Annotated in this window: 10 protein-coding genes; 7 read left to right on the top strand and 3 right to left on the bottom strand. The window is 74.1% G+C overall.

Annotation, left to right across the window (positions count from 1 at the left end; genetic code table 11):
- Positions 1-22: 22 nt before the first annotated feature.
- Positions 23-730 carry a hypothetical protein gene (locus ACWEJ6_RS15750; RefSeq protein ID WP_452424235.1) on the bottom strand — a complete coding sequence of 236 codons (708 nt, stop codon included), beginning with the start codon at positions 728-730 and terminating at the stop codon, positions 23-25.
- 577 nt (positions 731-1,307) lie between these two features.
- Between ACWEJ6_RS15750 and ACWEJ6_RS15745 the strand changes: the two genes are divergently transcribed.
- Positions 1,308-1,967 (top strand): hypothetical protein, encoded by a 660-nt coding sequence (locus ACWEJ6_RS15745; RefSeq protein ID WP_452424233.1) that lies wholly within the window; start codon positions 1,308-1,310, stop codon positions 1,965-1,967.
- A 717-nt stretch (positions 1,968-2,684) separates the two neighbouring features.
- Here ACWEJ6_RS15745 and polX read toward each other — a convergent pair.
- Positions 2,685-4,364, bottom strand: coding sequence for a DNA polymerase/3'-5' exonuclease PolX (gene polX, locus ACWEJ6_RS15740; RefSeq protein ID WP_387664492.1), 1,680 nt, complete (start codon positions 4,362-4,364; stop codon positions 2,685-2,687).
- A 38-nt stretch (positions 4,365-4,402) separates the two neighbouring features.
- Positions 4,403-5,383 carry an aldo/keto reductase gene (locus ACWEJ6_RS15735; protein WP_452424230.1) on the bottom strand — a complete coding sequence of 327 codons (981 nt, stop codon included), beginning with the start codon at positions 5,381-5,383 and terminating at the stop codon, positions 4,403-4,405.
- A gap of 183 nt (positions 5,384-5,566) precedes the next feature.
- Here ACWEJ6_RS15735 and ACWEJ6_RS15730 point away from each other — a divergent pair, with 183 nt between their 5' ends.
- The 6 genes from ACWEJ6_RS15730 to ACWEJ6_RS15705 all read left to right on the top strand — a co-directional run bounded on the left by ACWEJ6_RS15730 (position 5,567) and on the right by ACWEJ6_RS15705 (position 14,958).
- Positions 5,567-6,697 carry a sensor histidine kinase gene (locus tag ACWEJ6_RS15730; RefSeq protein WP_452424228.1) on the top strand — a complete coding sequence of 377 codons (1,131 nt, stop codon included), beginning with the start codon at positions 5,567-5,569 and terminating at the stop codon, positions 6,695-6,697.
- Between the two features lie 127 nt (positions 6,698-6,824).
- Complete coding sequence (gene lanKC / locus ACWEJ6_RS15725; protein ID WP_452424226.1) at positions 6,825-9,380, top strand: class III lanthionine synthetase LanKC; 2,556 nt, start codon at positions 6,825-6,827, stop codon at positions 9,378-9,380.
- A gap of 3 nt (positions 9,381-9,383) precedes the next feature.
- Positions 9,384-9,515, top strand: coding sequence for a SapB/AmfS family lanthipeptide (locus tag ACWEJ6_RS15720; RefSeq protein WP_352327332.1), 132 nt, complete (start codon positions 9,384-9,386; stop codon positions 9,513-9,515).
- 69 nt (positions 9,516-9,584) lie between these two features.
- Positions 9,585-11,249 carry an ABC transporter ATP-binding protein gene (locus ACWEJ6_RS15715; protein ID WP_452424224.1) on the top strand — a complete coding sequence of 555 codons (1,665 nt, stop codon included), beginning with the start codon at positions 9,585-9,587 and terminating at the stop codon, positions 11,247-11,249.
- Positions 11,246-12,970, top strand: a complete 1,725-nt coding sequence (locus ACWEJ6_RS15710; RefSeq protein WP_452424222.1) for an ATP-binding cassette domain-containing protein — start codon at positions 11,246-11,248, stop codon at positions 12,968-12,970. The genes ACWEJ6_RS15715 and ACWEJ6_RS15710 overlap by 4 nt, the downstream gene beginning before the upstream one ends.
- A complete protein-coding gene (locus ACWEJ6_RS15705; protein ID WP_452424220.1) occupies positions 12,967-14,958 on the top strand; it encodes a prolyl oligopeptidase family serine peptidase in 1,992 nt (663 codons plus the stop codon). The genes ACWEJ6_RS15710 and ACWEJ6_RS15705 overlap by 4 nt, the downstream gene beginning before the upstream one ends.
- Positions 14,959-15,000: the final 42 nt, after the last annotated feature.

Raw genomic sequence — 15,000 nt, 5'->3', positions numbered from 1 at the left:
CCGTGCCTTTCGAGGTGGTTCGTCAGCGCGTCCGGACGAGGGCGGAGAAGGGCTCGCCGGCGTTGAGCCTGGTCACCAGGCCGAGCAGCCCGGCGCGGCCGCCGTTCTCGCCCAGCCAGCGGCTCACCTGGCAGGCCGACCTGGCGTACGTGGCGGGGTCGGCGCTCGCCGTGCGCAGCCACTCCTCCAGCGTCACCGGCAGCGGCCCGGACGGCGCCACCAGGCAGCGGTCCGGCGCGGACTCCGGGGCCAGGTAGCGCGGGTCGCCGGAGACCACCACCGCCAGCCCCTCGTCGAACCACTGCGGCACCTCGGCGGAGGAGGCGAGCCTGGCGTGCAGCTCGACATGGGACATCTCGTGGGAGGCGATCACCGGGTCGAGGCCGCGCGGCGAGAGCATGACCGACCGGTTGAGCACCGCGACGCCGCGCTCCTGGCCGCCGCCGATGCGCCGGTAGCACGCCTCGGTCAGGCAGACCAGGAGGCCGGGGGAGCTCAGTCGGCCGCCGTAGAAGGCGGTGACCCGGCGGGCGGCCTGGTCGGCCACCTCGCCGACGCGCTCACGCTGGGCGGGGGTGAGGCCGTCCTCGACGTGCACACCCGGGCTCAGCTCGGTCAGGCCGTAGCAGCCGGGGCAGGTGGTGGCGGCGAGCGACGGGTACGCCAGGGCGACCCCGCCGACGGCGGCGACCACCAGCCCGGCCAGCGCGGCGACGACGACCTTCCACACCCGCCGCCCCCGGCGTCCCGTCCTGAGGCGAGGCGCGGACGCCCCGGCAGAACCGCCCGGCACCCCGGCGGCGGGACCGTTGCTGGAACCAGCGGCGGTGGGATCGCTGCTGGAATCAGCGGCGGCGGCGGGACCTTTGCTGGAATCAGCGGCGGCGGCGAGACCCTTGCTGGAATCAGGCGCGGCGGCGGGAGGGTCGGCTGGATCGCGGGGTGGCCCGGCGGCGGGGTCGGCGGGCTCGGGCGCAGAGGCCGGGTCCGGGGCTGCGGGGCGCGGGGGCTGGTTGTCCTCCATCGCCGTCCAAGCTAGCGAAGCAGAAGGATCTACGCGCACACCCGCCAACGGCCGGGCGCTGTCCCGCCGCCAGCCGGACCCCGTCCCCTTCCACCGGACGGGTGCCGCGCGGGCTGCCGGCCTGGCTTCCTGGTGCATCGGCCGCAGGAGGACTCCTGCGCGCGTCATCTGCCGAGACGACCGTGCGCGCGCCATCTGTCGGCGGGGCCACGTGCACGCTTCCTGAGGAACCCTGCATACGCCGCACGCCGGATTGTCAGCACACGGACTTACGATCTTCCCCATGCCGATATCCGCCACCGCCGCGTCCCTGTCCTATGCCGATGCCGATGCCCGTCTGGGCGGCGCGTTGTCCGCCGTGTTCGAGGGTGCGGGAGCGTCGCCCGGCTACGACGAGGTGCTGTTCTTCGACGGCGACCTCACCCTCGACGGGGATTTCCTGGACGCCATCAACGAACTGCGCGGCGGCGACGTCGAGGGCAACGCCGAGTTGATCGTGGTCACCGGCGACCTGAAGGTCAACGGCCCGATCGCGCTCTATGAGGACCGGCCCGGCCTGTACGTCGGCGGTCACACCGAGGCCGAGACCCTGGAGGGCGGCGAAGCGGAGATCTACATCCACGACGGCGCCTTCACCCACCTGGTCTACGGCTGGTACAACCACGGCTCTTTGCGGACCGGGGTCGTCGACACCCCTTGGGTGATCGACTACGACCACGCCATGGACGTGTACGCCCCCGGCGGGCGCTGGGTGAACAATTACGACGACGATGACGACGACGCCGACTTCGCCGTCGGGGACGGCATCGTCGAGGCGTTCGTGCCCGAGGTCGTCGACGCGGAGGACCGCTGCCTGAACGTCGGCGCGTTCCTGGACCGGCTGCGGGCCGGGCTGCCGGTCCTGCGGCCCGGAGCCCCGGACGGCGGCCGAGTCGGCGAGTGATGGCGCCGTCCGGGCGCGCCTGGCCGAATGAAGCCATCCAGGTACGGCGGCTGGCCAGGGGAGGGGCTGCACACGCCGTCCGCGGGCGGAGCCGTGCGCGCACCGCGTGCGGGCGCGGCCCGTGTGCATGCCGTCCGTGGGTGGCGCCCGTGTGCAGGCCGTCCATGGGAGGGGCCTGTGTACGACTCGGGAGGGGGCCCGCGTACGCCGTCCGAGAGGGGGCCGTGCGCGCGCTGCCCGAGGGGCCCATGTGCACGCGGTCCGCGCGGGCGCCAAAAGGGCCTGGGTGCGCCGCCCGCGCGGCGGAGCCGTACGCGTGCCGTCCGTCGGAGGGCTTGGCGCGTGCCGCTCGGCCGCGCGCCGGGTGTGCGCCGGCCCGCACTCCCTGGAGGGGCGCCGCTCCAATGTTGCGGCAAATGTGCTGATTTGTGGTGTTAAGTCCGAATTTGAGAGCAGGATTCTGGTGGACGCCCGCTCCTGGAGCGGGGCCGCGACCATCTGCGGCGGATGCCCCCGTCGAGGCTCGGGTGCGGCCCCCGCTGGGTGCGGGCCGCACCCGACCGGCATCCCGAGGCGGGACACGCCGACCCGCATGCCGACATGGGCGACACCCTGCACCTCGACGCGTGCCGCACGCCAACGCGGACCGTGCCCGACCCTCGAACCCCGATACGGGGCCGCGCCCGACCCCCACCCCGATGTGGGATGGGCGGTGGGTCAGCGGCCCAGGAAGGCCAGGAGGCGGTCGAGGGGCCAGGTGTTGATGACGTCGTCGCCCGTCAGCCAGGCCCGCTGGGCGATTCCGACCCCGAACCGCTGGTGGGCCAGGTGGGGGATCGCGTGCGAGTCGCTGTCGATGGAGAACTTCACCCCGTGGTGCTTGGCCAGCCGCACCAGGTCGGCCGGCAGGTCGGAGCGGTCGGGGTAGGAGTCGATCTCCATCGCGGTGCCCGTACGGGCGGCCGCCCGGAAGACGGCGTCCCAGTCGGCGTCGACCGGCGGCCGCTTGCCGATCTTCCGGGTGGTCGGATGGCCGATGATGTCCACATACGGGTTCTCGCAGGCGGTGATGAACCGGCGGGTCATCTCCTCCCGCGACATGCCGAAGTGCGAGTGGACGGAGGCCACGCACACGTCGAACTCGCGCAGCACCTCGCCCGGCCAGTCGACCGACCCGTCGGGCGCGATGTTGAGCTCCGACCCGTGCAGGATGCGCATGCGCGGATACTTCTTCTGCAGCTCCGCCACCCGCCCACGCTGCTCCAGCGCCTTGTCCAGGGTCATGCGCTGCATGGCCAGGTCGGGCGCGTGGTCGGTGACCGCGTAGTAGGAGTAGCCGCGCGCGGCGCCGGCGGCCACCATGTCCTCCAGGGAGGCGATGCCGTCGGTGAGGTCGGTGTGGGTGTGCAGGTCGCCCTTGAGGTCGGCCAGCTCCACCGGCACCGGCAGCTCGCCGCGCAGTGCCGCCTTGACCTCGCCGCCGTCCTCCCGCATGGGCGGCGGCACGAACTGCATGCCGAGCGCCTCGTAGATGTCCTCCTCGGACTCCGCGGCGATCACCCGCTCGCCCTCGAACAGCCCGTACTCGGACAGCTTCCAGCCCTTCTTCACCGCCATCTCCCGGATGGCCACGTTGTGCTCCTTGGAGCCGGTGAAGTACTGCATCGCCGCGCCCCACGACCCGGCCGGGATCAGGCGCAGGTCGACCTGGACGCCGGAGGTCGTGCGGATCGAGGTCTTCTTCTCGCCCGCGGCGATGACGTCGGCGACGTAGGGCTGCGCGCGGAAGTCGGCCATGATCGACTCGGGCGCCACCGCCAGGATGTCGATGTCGCCGATCGTGTCCTTCATCCGCCGCAGCGACCCCGCGTACGCGACCCGCTCGGTCTTGAGCGAGCCGATGACCTGCTCGGCCAGCGCCATGGCGACGCCGATGTGCACCCGGCGGCCCGCCTGCTCAAGCTGCTCGATGCCCTTGAGCAGGTTGGCCAGCGTCTTGGGGCCGAGGCCCTTGACGCCGTCGAGCCGGCCGGAGGTGATGGCCTCGCCCAGCGCCACCGTGGAGTCGATGCCGTAGTCCTCGAACAGCATGATGGCCGTCTTGGGGCCGAGCGTGGGCACCCGGGTGAGCCGCCGCACGCCCTCGGGCACGCGGCCCCGCAGGTCGTCGAGCTGCCGGAAGCTGCCGCGCTGGAGGAACTCCTCCATCTTCTTGGCGATGGCCTCCCCGACGCCGGGGACGCCGCGCACGTCGACCTCCGAGATGTCCTCGGGGAACCCGGCGATCGCCTTGGCCGCCTTCTGGTAGCTCCGCACCCGGAAGGCGTCGCCGCCGCTCAGCGCGAACAGCTCCGCGTATTCCTGCAGCGCCGCCGCCGCCTCCTCATTAGCCCGCATGCCCCTACCTTAGGATCTCCGACCGACAATCCCGGTGCTCAGAACTTGACCTCCCGCGGCCGGTACGGCTCGGCCAGGAACGCCAGCTCCTTGTCCGACAGCTCCACCCCGACGGCCGCCACGGCGTCGTCCACGTGCCCGTCCTTGGTGGCCCCGACGATCGGCGCGGTGACGCCCGGCTGGTGCAGCAGCCAGGCCAGGGCGATCTGGGCCGCCGGCAGCTCCCGCTCGGCGGCGAGCTGGGCGACCCGGTCGAGGATGCGCCGGTCGTTGTCGGGGTCGTACAGGAAGTCGATGCGCGCGTCGGAGCCGGTCCTGGCGGTCGCGGAGGCCGCCGGGCCGGCCGCGCCCGCCCTGGCCAGCACGCCGCGCGCGAGCGGGCTCCACGGGATCACGCCCACGCCCTGGTCGGCGCAGAGGGGCAGCATCTCCCGCTCCTCCTCGCGGTAGAGCAGGTTGTAGTGGTTCTGCATCGAGACGAACCGCGTCCAGCCGTTGGCCTCGGCGACGTGCTGGGCCTTGGCGAACTGCCAGGCCCACATCGTGGACGCGCCGATGTAGCGGGCCCGCCCCGACCTGACCACCTCGTGCAGCGCCTCCATGGTCTCCTCGATGGGCGTCTCGTCGTCCCACCGGTGGATCTGGTACAGGTCCACGTAGTCGGTGCCGAGCCGGGCGAGCGAGGCGTCGACGGCCGCGAGGATGTGCTTGCGCGACAGTCCGCCGTCGTTGGCGCCCCTGCCCATCGGGAAGTAGACCTTGGTGGCCAGCACGTAGTCCTCGCGGCGGGGGAAGATCCGGCGCAGCACGGCGCCGGTGACGACCTCGCTCTGGCCGCGGCTGTAGATGTCGGCGGTGTCGAAGAAGGTCACGCCCGCGTCGGCGGCCCGCCGGATGATCGGCTCGGCCTGTTCCTCCGGCAATGCCCATTCCTGGCGCGCCGGATCGCCGTAGCTCATCATCCCCAAACAGATGCGAGAAACTTTCATACCCGTGGTGCCAAGTCGCATGTAATCCATACCGACACCCTATGACTGATATGAACTGCCTAACCCCTTGTGGGGTGGGAAGTCAGCGTGTCCGGAAGCGGCCTCGGTCTTTACACAAGGTGGCCGTGTCAGGTCGATTAGAGGAACGAGGGAGCGGTGAGCGCACTCGCCACGCGTACTGTCCCGTCACGTCAACCGCACACCGGGGGTGAGGTGGACGCCACACACCGTGGCCCGGCGCCTCGATTACGTTCCAAGGCGCACGTCCTGACGTCGCCGGGCTGGGCCGGCGGGCTCGGCCTGGTGGCCGGTGGCGTCGGGCTGGTGATCCCGGTGCAGGCCGGGCTGGCCGGGTCGGGGCTGGTGGTCGAGGGGTCGGTGGCGCTGGCCGTCCTGCTCACGCTGCACGGCAGGTTCGTCCTGGAGGAGCCCGTGCGGCGGGTCGGCTCGTGGTGGCTGGTGGCCGTCCAGGCGTGGCTGACGTACGTGCCGCTCGGGGTGCTCGGGCCGGCCTGGACGCCGGTGTGCGGGCTGCTGGCCGGCGCGCTGCTCGTGGTCGCGTCCCGGGTCAGGTCGCTCGTGCTGGTGGCGCTGGCGCTGTCGTGCGGGCCGGTGCTGCTGGCCGCGCCGGGCTCGTGGCAGGTCGAGCCGGTGTGGGCGCTGGTCACCCCCTTGATCGGCGTCGTGGAGTTCGCGCTGCTGAGCCTGCTGGCCCGGGTGCGCCGGCTGTCCGGGGCCCGTACCGACGTCATGCGCCAGGCCGTGACGCTGGAGCGCCACCGCTTCACCCGCGACCTGCACGACCTGGTCGGGCACCGGCTGACCGTCCTGACGCTGAAGGCGCAGCTCATCCAGCGGCTGGTGGCCGAGGGCGACGAGAAGGCCCGGCAGGAGGTGGGCGAGACGCTCGAACTGCTGCGGGACCTGTCGGCCGACGTCCGGGCCGTCGCGCACGGCCGTCTGCGCAGCTCCTCGCTGGCGGCCGAGCTGGGCTCGGCGCGGGCGCTGCTGGAGTCGGCGCGGGTGCGCTGCCAGATCAGGGTGGCCTGCCGTGACCTGCACCCCGAGGTGGAGGAGGCCCTCACGCACGCGCTGCGCGAGGGGGTGACGAACGTGCTGCGGCACGCCGAGGCCGGGCAGTGCTGGATCCAGCTCATGGAACGCGACAATGTGGTCCGCCTGTCCATCAGGAACGACGGCGTGCGCCCGCCGCGCCGGCCGGGAGACGCCGGTCAGGGCCTGCTCAACCTGGCCGAACGCGTCTCGGCGGTGGGCGGCTGGCTGGAGGCGTCCACGTCGCGCAGCGGGGAGTTCTCGTTCAGTGTTTATGCCCCGCGCATATAATTACCATTTGTGAAAAACGCATCAAAGCACATTTCGTAGCCATATATGGCTTATGTTGCGTGTTACTAGTCCGACCCGGCGCGGGTGCGGCAGGCTCTAAGCACACCGCCTCGGAGGGCCGCGCCAAATGGACAAGTACGAGCTCTACTGCCTTGTGGACCAGTGTTTCTACGACACTCCCGACCACAGCACGGCGGCGGACGTCGACTTCGCCCAGCTGCGCCGGCCCGTCCCCGACGGCTGGGCCCACGACCTCAGCGACACCTGGGCGTACTACATGCCCACCGGTGAGGCGCCCTTGCCGACCCAGGGCTGGAAGATCCACGTGTCGGCCCGGGTCGAGGACGCCGAGAAGGTCGTCGACACCGTGTGGGACTACTGCGTGCCCCGCGGGGTCGCCTTCAAGTTCCTGCGCGGCCCGGCGGTGCTGGTCATGGTCAACTCCAAGGCCGCCTCCCGGGCCTCCAGCGGCAAGCTGGTCACCATCTACCCCCGGGACGAGGGGCAGCTGGAACTCGTGCTCAAGGAGCTCGACGAGCTGCTGCGCGGCGTCGAGGGGCCGTACATCCTGAGCGACCTGCGCTACGGCGACGGGCCGATGTTCGTCCGGTACGGCGGGTTCGCCGAGCGGCACTGCCTGTCCCCCTCCGGGGAGCGGGTGCTGGCCGTCGAGGACGGCGACGGCAAGCTGATCCCCGACGTGCGCGGCGCGACGTTCTCGGTGCCGCCCTGGACGACGCTGCCCGAGTTCCTCGAACCCCACCTGGCCGCGCGCAACGCGGTGACCATGGAGGGGCTGCCGTACCGGATCGAGAGCGTGCTGCACTTCTCCAACGGCGGCGGCGTCTACCTGGCCCGCGACACCCGTACCGACGAACGGGTGGTGCTCAAGGAGGGCAGGCCGCACGCCGGCCTCGACGTGGCCGGCCGGGACGCGGTCGCCAGGCTCGAACACGAGCGCGACATGCTGCGCCGCCTGGCCGGCCTGCCCGCCGCCCCCGAGCTGCGCGACTACTTCACCATCGGCGGCCACCACTTCCTCGTCCAGGAGTTCGTGGACGGCACCCCGCTCCAGCGGCGGCTGGTGCGCCGCTTCCCGCTGACCAGCGCCACCTGCGACGAGCAGGACCTCGCCGACTACACCGCCTGGGCCACCACGACCCTGGAGAGCGTCGAGGAGGCCGTCGAGTCGCTGCACGGACGCGGCGTCGTCTTCGGCGACCTGCACCCCGACAACATCCTGCTCACCCAGGACGGCCGGGTCGTGCTCATCGACTACGAGGTCGCCACCCTCGCCGCGGACCGGGCCAGGGCCGCGCTGGCCCATCCCGCCTTCGCCGCCCCGCGCGACCGCCACGGCGTCGAGGTCGACCGGTACGCGCTGGCCTGCCTGCGCTTCGCCCTGTTCGCCCCGCAGTGCACGATCATGCTGCCGATCCACCGGCCGAAGATCGTCCAGCTCGCGCGGATCGTCAAGGAGACCTTCCCCGTCCCCGGTGCCTTCATGGACGCCGCCGCCGCGACCATCGCGGGTGACCAGGCCGTGGAGACCCCCGTGCCGACGCCGGGGACGGCCACCTGGGCCGAGCTGCGGGAGGCGATGTGCCGGGCCATCCGGGCCGGCGCGACCCCCGAGCGCGACGACCGCCTCTTCCCCGGCGACGTCGCCCAGTTCAAGCCCGGCGGCGGCCTCAACGTGGCGACCGGCGCGGCCGGCGTGCTGCTCGCCCTGTCGGCCACCGGCCTCGGGCCCTTCCCCGAGTACGAGACCTGGCTGCGCCAGCGCGCCCTGCGCCCGGCCGCCGGCTCCGGCATCGGCCTGTACGACGGCCTGCACGGCATCGCCCACGTCCTCGACCGGCTCGGACACCGCCAGGACGCGCTCGACGTCGTCGACATCGCCCTGCGCGAGCAGTGGGACCGCCTGGAGACGGCCCTGTTCTCCGGCCTGCCCGGCATCGGGCTGAACCTCCTGCGCCTCGGCCGGACCGAGCCCGCCCTGACCGAGCACGCCATGCGCGCGGTGGACATCTGCGCCGACCGCCTCGGCGGCCCCGAGGACGTGCCCGAGATCAGCGGCGGCGACCACCCCAGAGCCGGCCTCATGTACGGCTCGTCCGGCTCCGCCCTGCTCTTCCTGCACGCCTACGAGCACACCGGCGACCGGGCGCTGCTCGACCTGGCCGAGATCGCGCTCAGGCAGGACCTGCGGCGCTGCCGGGCCTCGGAGGACGGCTCGCTCCAGGTGAACCAGGGCTGGCGGATGCTGCCCTACCTGGACGAGGGCTCCGTGGGCATCGCCATGGTGCTCGGACGCTTTCTGGCGCACCGCGACGACGACGAGCTCGCCGCCGAGCTGGACCGGCTCAAGCTGGTCGCCCGCGCCGGGTTCTTCGTCCAGCCGGGGCTGTTCACCGGCCGCGCGGGCATCATCGCGGCACTCGCCGGAGATCCGGTGGCCCGCGAGCTGATCAAGGGGTTGAGCTGGCACGCCATGCCGTACGGCGGCGGCCTGGCCTTCCCCGGCGACGGGCTGTTGCGCCTGTCCATGGATTTCGCGACCGGTACGGCCGGCGTGCTGTTCGCCCTCGGGGCGGTGCTGGGAGACCAGCCGGCACGCCTGCCGTTCCTGGAGGCCGCACCAGAGCGGCCTGCGCATGATCAACCGCGGAAGGAGGTGTAGAACATGGTTCTTCTCGACCTGCAGGGTCTGGAGGCTCCCGCGGCCAGCGACGTGGCCAGCGGCGGCAGCTCGCTCACTGCTCTCACGTGTCACTCGGGTCACCCGAGCAACCTCAGTGTCGCTCTCTGCCACTGATAGCTGACAGGGTCCCCGCGCCGTTTCGTGGTGGCGCGGGGACCTCCCGAGTCCGAAGGAGGCCGGCAGGTGGGACCGGGAGACCGCCTGGTGACGGACGCCGTACGGCGCTGCGGCCCGTGGCCCGCCGTGCTGGCGGTCACCGCCGTCGCCGGCGCGGCCGGTGAGCTGGCCGTCCCGTTCCTCGTCGGCCGCACGCTCGACCTGCTCCTCGCCCGCTCGCCGGCGGCCGCCACCGCCCTGGCGCTGTGCGCGGGCGTGGTCGCCGTGGTGGTGCTCTGCGAGAGCCTCGGCGGCTGGGCCAGAGGGGCGAGCAGCGCGTACGCGGCCACCCGGCTCAGGCTCGGCGTGCTGCGGCACGTGCTCGGCGTCGGCCGGGCCGCCACCCGCCGCTTCCCCGAGGGCGACCTCGTCACCCGGGCCGGGCTGAACGCCGAGGAGGCCGGACGGGCCCCCGAGACGGTCACCGGCGCCCTGGCGCTGCTGGTGCCGACCGTCGGCGCCCTGGTCGCACTCACCCTCATCCATCCGCTGCTGACCCTCACCCTCGCGGCGGGCATCGTCCTCATCGTGTTCGTCCTGCGGGCCTTCCTGCGCGCCACGACCGTCATCTCCGGCGGCTACCAGGAGGTCCAGGGCGAGATCGCGGCCCGCCTCGTGGACGCCCTCGACGGCGCCCGCACCATCGCCGCCGCCGGGACCGCCGACCAGGAGGCCCGCCGGGTGCTCGCGCCCCTGCCCCGGCTGCGCGCGCACGGCATGGCCCTGTGGCGCGCGAACGCCTCCGCCGGGGTCCGGTCGGGGCTGATGATCCCGCTGCTGGAGGTCGCCGTGCTGGCCGCCGGGGGGCTCATGCTGGCCGCCGGGCGGCTCACCGTCGGCGACCTGTACGCCGCCGCCCGCTACGCCGCCCTCGGCGCCGCGCTCAGCACCTCGCTCGGTTACGTCGGCGGCCTGGCCAGGGCGCGGGCCGCCGCCGCCCGCGTCGCCGACGTCCTCACCCTGCCCCCGGTCCGCCACGGCTCGCGCGCGCTGCCGCCCGGCCCCGGCACGGTCGAGTTCCGCGACGTCGCCGCCGACGGGCTCACCGTGGGCGACCTGACGATCCCCGGCGGCACGGTCACCGCCGTGGTGGGACGGTCGGGCTCCGGCAAGTCCCTGCTGGCCGCCCTCGCCGGCCGCCTGGCCGACCCCGAACGCGGGGACGTGCTGCTCGACGGCGTCCCGCTGCGCGAGCTGACCCGCGACGGCCTGCGCTCGGCCATCGGCTACGCCTTCGAGCGGCCGGTGCTGGTCGGCGACACCGTCGGCGAGGCGATCGGCGCCGTCCCCGGCTCCCAGGCGGGACGGGAGGCCGCCCTGGCGGCGCGCGCCGACGGGTTCGTCCGCCGGCTGCCCGCCGGTTACGACACGCCGCTGGCCGAGACGCCCATGTCCGGCGGCGAGCGGCAGCGGCTCGGACTGGCCAGGGCGTTCGCGCGGGGGGACCGGCTGCTGGTGCTGGACGACGCCACCTCCAGCCTGGACACCGTCACCGAACGCGAGGTCAGCCGGGCGCTCACCGGCGACCCCAGGGGCCGCACCCGCCTGATCACCGCCCACCGCCTGGCCACCGCCGCCCGCGCCGACCAGGTCGTCTGGCTGGAGGAGGGCCGGGTGCGCGCCGCCGGGCCGCACGACGTGCTGTGGCGCGACCCCGCCTACCGGGCCGTCTTCCAGGAGGCCCGCCCATGACCCCCGACCCTGGCGTCCCCACGGCCTCTGGCGTCCCCGTGGTCCCCGGCGCGGCGGCCGGGTTCCGGCGGGCGCTCGTGCGCGACCCGCGGCGGCTGGTCGCCATCCTGCTCTGGTCGGTGCTGGAGGCCGCGCCCGCCTTCCTGGTCGGGCACGCCGTCGCCCGCGCCATCGAGGACGGCTTCGCCCGCGCCCGGCCGCTGACCGGGCTGGCCTGGCTGGCGGCGCTCGGGCTGGCGTGGCTGGTCTCGGCCGCCGGCGCCCGCCAGGTGGTGCTGGCCGTGGCCGCCGTGGCCGAGCCGTTCCGCGACGACCTCCTGACGCGGGTGGTGCAGGGAGCGCTGCGCCGCCCGCTCGACGAGCGGCCCGACAGCGCGGCCACCGCGCGGGCCGGGCTCCAGGTCGAGCTGGCCAGGGACGCCTTCGCCGCCGTCGTCACCACGGTCAGGGGGTTCGCGTTCACGCTGGTCAGCGTGGTGCTGGGGCTGCTGACGCTGGCGCCGGGCACGCTCGTGCTGGTGCTGCCGCCGTTCGCGGCCGGGCTGGCGTTCTTCCTGGCCTCGCTGCCCGCGCTGGCCCGGCGGCAGCGCGCGTTCCTGCTGGCCGACGAGGAGCTGGCCCGGTCGATGACCGCGACGGCCGCCGGGCTGCGCGACATCGAGGCGTGCGGCCTGCAGGACCGCGAGGACGAGCGGCTGGCCCGCCAGGTCGGCGCGCAGCGCGACGCCGCCCGCGCCCTGGCCAGGGTGACCGCGGTGCGCACCGCCGCGCTGGCCGTCGGCGGCTGGCTGCCCGTCGTCCTGCTGCTGGCCGGCACGCCCTGGCTGCTCGACGGCGGCGCCCGGCCCGGCGTGATCGTCGGCGCGCTGGCCTACGTCACCCAGTCGCTGGCCCCCGCGCTCGGCGGGCTCGTCCAGGGGCTCGGGGTGAGCGGCGTGCGGCTGGTGGCCACGCTGCGCCGCATCGCCGCCGCCGCGCCGCCCCAGCCGCCGTCCCCGCCCAAGGTCCGTCCGTCCGGGGGCGACGTCACGCTGCGGTCGGTCACCTTCGCCTACGGCCCGCACTCGGCGCCGGTCCTGGACCGCCTGGGCCTCACCGTCCCCGAGGGCGACCACCTGGCCGTCGTCGGCCCGAGCGGCGCGGGCAAGTCGACGCTCGCCGCCCTGCTCAGCGGCATCCTGCGGCCCGGCGAGGGGGAGGTGCTGGTCGGCGGCGTGCCCGCCGACCGCGCCGACCCAGCCGCCCGCGTGCTCATCCCCCAGGAGGCGTACGTCTTCCGCGGCACGCTGCGCGACAACCTCGCCTACCTCGCGCCCGGGTCCGGCCGCCTGGACGAGGCCGTGGCCGCCCTGGGCGCCACGGACCTGGTCGAGAGCCTGGGCGGGTACGACGCCACGCTGGACCCGGCGGCGCTGTCGGCCGGGCAGCGCCAGCTCCTCGCCCTCGTCCGCGCCCACCTGACCGATGCCCCGCTGGTCATCCTGGACGAGGCCACCTGTCACCTGGACCCCGCCGCCGAAGCCCTGGCCGAGAACGCCTTCGCGGCCAGGGGCGGCACGCTCATCGTGGTCGCGCACCGCCTCACCTCCGCGCTGCGCGCCCGCCGCGTCCTGCTCATGGACGGACCCCGGATCACGATCGGCACGCACGACGAGCTGATCCGGGTCTCGCCCCTGTACGCCGACCTGGCCGGCCACTGGCAACCGGAGCCCGTGTCATGACATTTGCAGACGAGTACCCGCCCGCCGAACGTCAACCGGTCACCGACCGCCTCCACGGGCGCGACGTCCCCGACCCGTACCGCTGGCTGGAGGACCCCCTCGACCCGCGGACCGGGGAATGGCTGGCCGCGCAGGACCGGCTGTGGCGGGAGGCCGCCGCGCGCCTGCCGGACCGCGAGCGCTTCCTGGCCAGGCTCACCGAGCTGAGCGTCACCGGCCTGGTCACCCCGCCCGTGTGGCGCGGCGGCCGGCGCTTCCACCTGCGGCAGACCGGCTGCCAGGAGCACCCCGTCCTGTACTGCGACGACCGGCCCTTCCTGAACCCGGCCGACCGCGACCCCACCGGCCTGACCACCCTGGACGACTGGCAGCCCGACCCGCAGGGCCGCCTGGTCGCCTACCAGATCTCGCGCAGCGGCGACGAGAAGGCCGACCTGTACGTCGAGGAGGTCGACACCGGCAAGCTCGTGGACGGCCCCATCGGCGGCTGCCGCTACTCGCCGGTCGCCTGGCTGCCCGGCGGCGAGGGCTTCTACTACGTGCGCTTCCACGAGGGCGTGCACCTGCACCGGCTCGGCGTCCCCGACGACGTGCCCGTCCTGACCGGCGGGCCGGTCTCGTACGGCGTGCAGCTCAGCGCGGACGGCCGCTGGCTGACGATCTCCGCGGGCGGCACGGCCGGCAACTCGCTCTGGCTGGCGGACCTGTCCGGCGGCGACCCGGCCCGGCCGGAGCTGCGGGTCGTCCAGGAGGGGACGCACGTGCGCACGGCGGGCGCGGTGGCCTCCGACGGCCGCCTGTACCTGCTCACCGACCGCAACGCCCCCCGGCGCCGGCTGTGCGTGGCCGACCCGGCCGAGCCCGAGGTGTGGCGCGAGCTGGTCCCCGAGGACCCACGGGCGGTGCTCGGCGCGTTCACCCTGCTGGACGGCGACCGCCTGCTGGTCTCCAGGACCCGCCACGCGATCGGCGAGATCGCCGTGCACGATGCCAGGACGGGGGAGCGGCTGGGCGAGGTGCCCCTGCCCGGCAGCGGCTCGATCGCCTCGCTCAGCTCCCGGCCCGAGGGCGGCCACGAGGCCTGGTTCACCTACACCGACGCCGTCACGCCCGCCGAGATCTGGCGCTACGACGCCCGCACCGGCGCCGCCACCCTGTGGGCCGCCCCGCCCGGCCGGGTCGCGCTGCCCGACGTGCGGAGCCACCACGTGGAGTACACCTCGGCCGACGGCACCCCCGTGCGCATGGTCGTGGTCGCGCTGTCCTCCGGCGCGGGCCCCCGCCCGGCGATACTCAACGGGTACGGCGGCTTCGGCATCCCCCTCATGCCCGGCTACGCGGCCGACTCGCTGGCCTGGGTGGAGTCGGGCGGCGTGCTGGCCATCGCCAACCTGCGCGGCGGCGGCGAGGAGGGCGAGTCCTGGCACCGCGACGGCATGCTGGAACGCAAGCAGAACGTCTTCGACGACTTCGTCGCCGCGGCCGAGAAACTGGTCGCCGACGGCTGGACGACCCCGGAGCAGCTCGGCATCTGGGGCGAGTCGAACGGCGGCCTGCTCGTCGGCGCGGCCCTCACCCAGCGCCCCGACCTGTTCGCCGCCGCCGTCTGCTCGGCCGGGCTGCTGGACATGGCCCGCTACCACCTCAGCGGCCTCGGCCCGTCCTGGACCGGCGAGTACGGCGACCCCGCCGACCCCGACCACCTGGCCTGGCTGATGGCGTACTCGCCCTACCACCACGTCCGGCCGGACGCCGACTACCCGGCGACGCTGTTCACGGTCTCGGCCGCCGACACCCGGGTGGACCCGATGCACGCCCGCAAGATGTGCGCGGCCATGCAGTGGGCCCAGGGGACCAGGGGGGCCGGTTCCCGTCCCGTCCTGCTGCGCCACGAGCGCGACGTCGGCCACGGCGCCCGCGCCGTCAGCCGGTCCATCGCGCTCGCCGCCGACGTCCTGGCCTTCCTGGCCGCCCACACCCGTCCCTGAGCGGGCGGGGGCGGGCGGGGGGCGGGCCGGGACGGCGGAGGG

Source organism: Nonomuraea sp. NPDC004702 (genome assembly GCF_053601695.1).
The sequence above is the reverse complement of the archived record's forward strand: the minus strand, read 5'-3'. Positions and strand labels throughout refer to the sequence as shown.

Bases quoted from the DNA above. Each gene is read 5' to 3' on its own strand.
- ACWEJ6_RS15735 (WP_452424230.1), bottom strand. From the start codon at position 5,383: ATGGATTACATGCGACTTGGCACCACGGGTATGAAAGTTTCTCGCATC.
- ACWEJ6_RS15705 (WP_452424220.1), top strand. From the start codon at position 12,967: ATGACATTTGCAGACGAGTACCCGCCCGCCGAACGTCAACCGGTCACC.
- ACWEJ6_RS15710 (WP_452424222.1), top strand. From the start codon at position 11,246: ATGACCCCCGACCCTGGCGTCCCCACGGCCTCTGGCGTCCCCGTGGTC.
- ACWEJ6_RS15745 (WP_452424233.1), top strand. From the start codon at position 1,308: ATGCCGATATCCGCCACCGCCGCGTCCCTGTCCTATGCCGATGCCGAT.
- ACWEJ6_RS15720 (WP_352327332.1), top strand. From the start codon at position 9,384: ATGGTTCTTCTCGACCTGCAGGGTCTGGAGGCTCCCGCGGCCAGCGAC.
- polX (WP_387664492.1), bottom strand. From the start codon at position 4,364: ATGCGGGCTAATGAGGAGGCGGCGGCGGCGCTGCAGGAATACGCGGAG.
- lanKC (WP_452424226.1), top strand. From the start codon at position 6,825: ATGGACAAGTACGAGCTCTACTGCCTTGTGGACCAGTGTTTCTACGAC.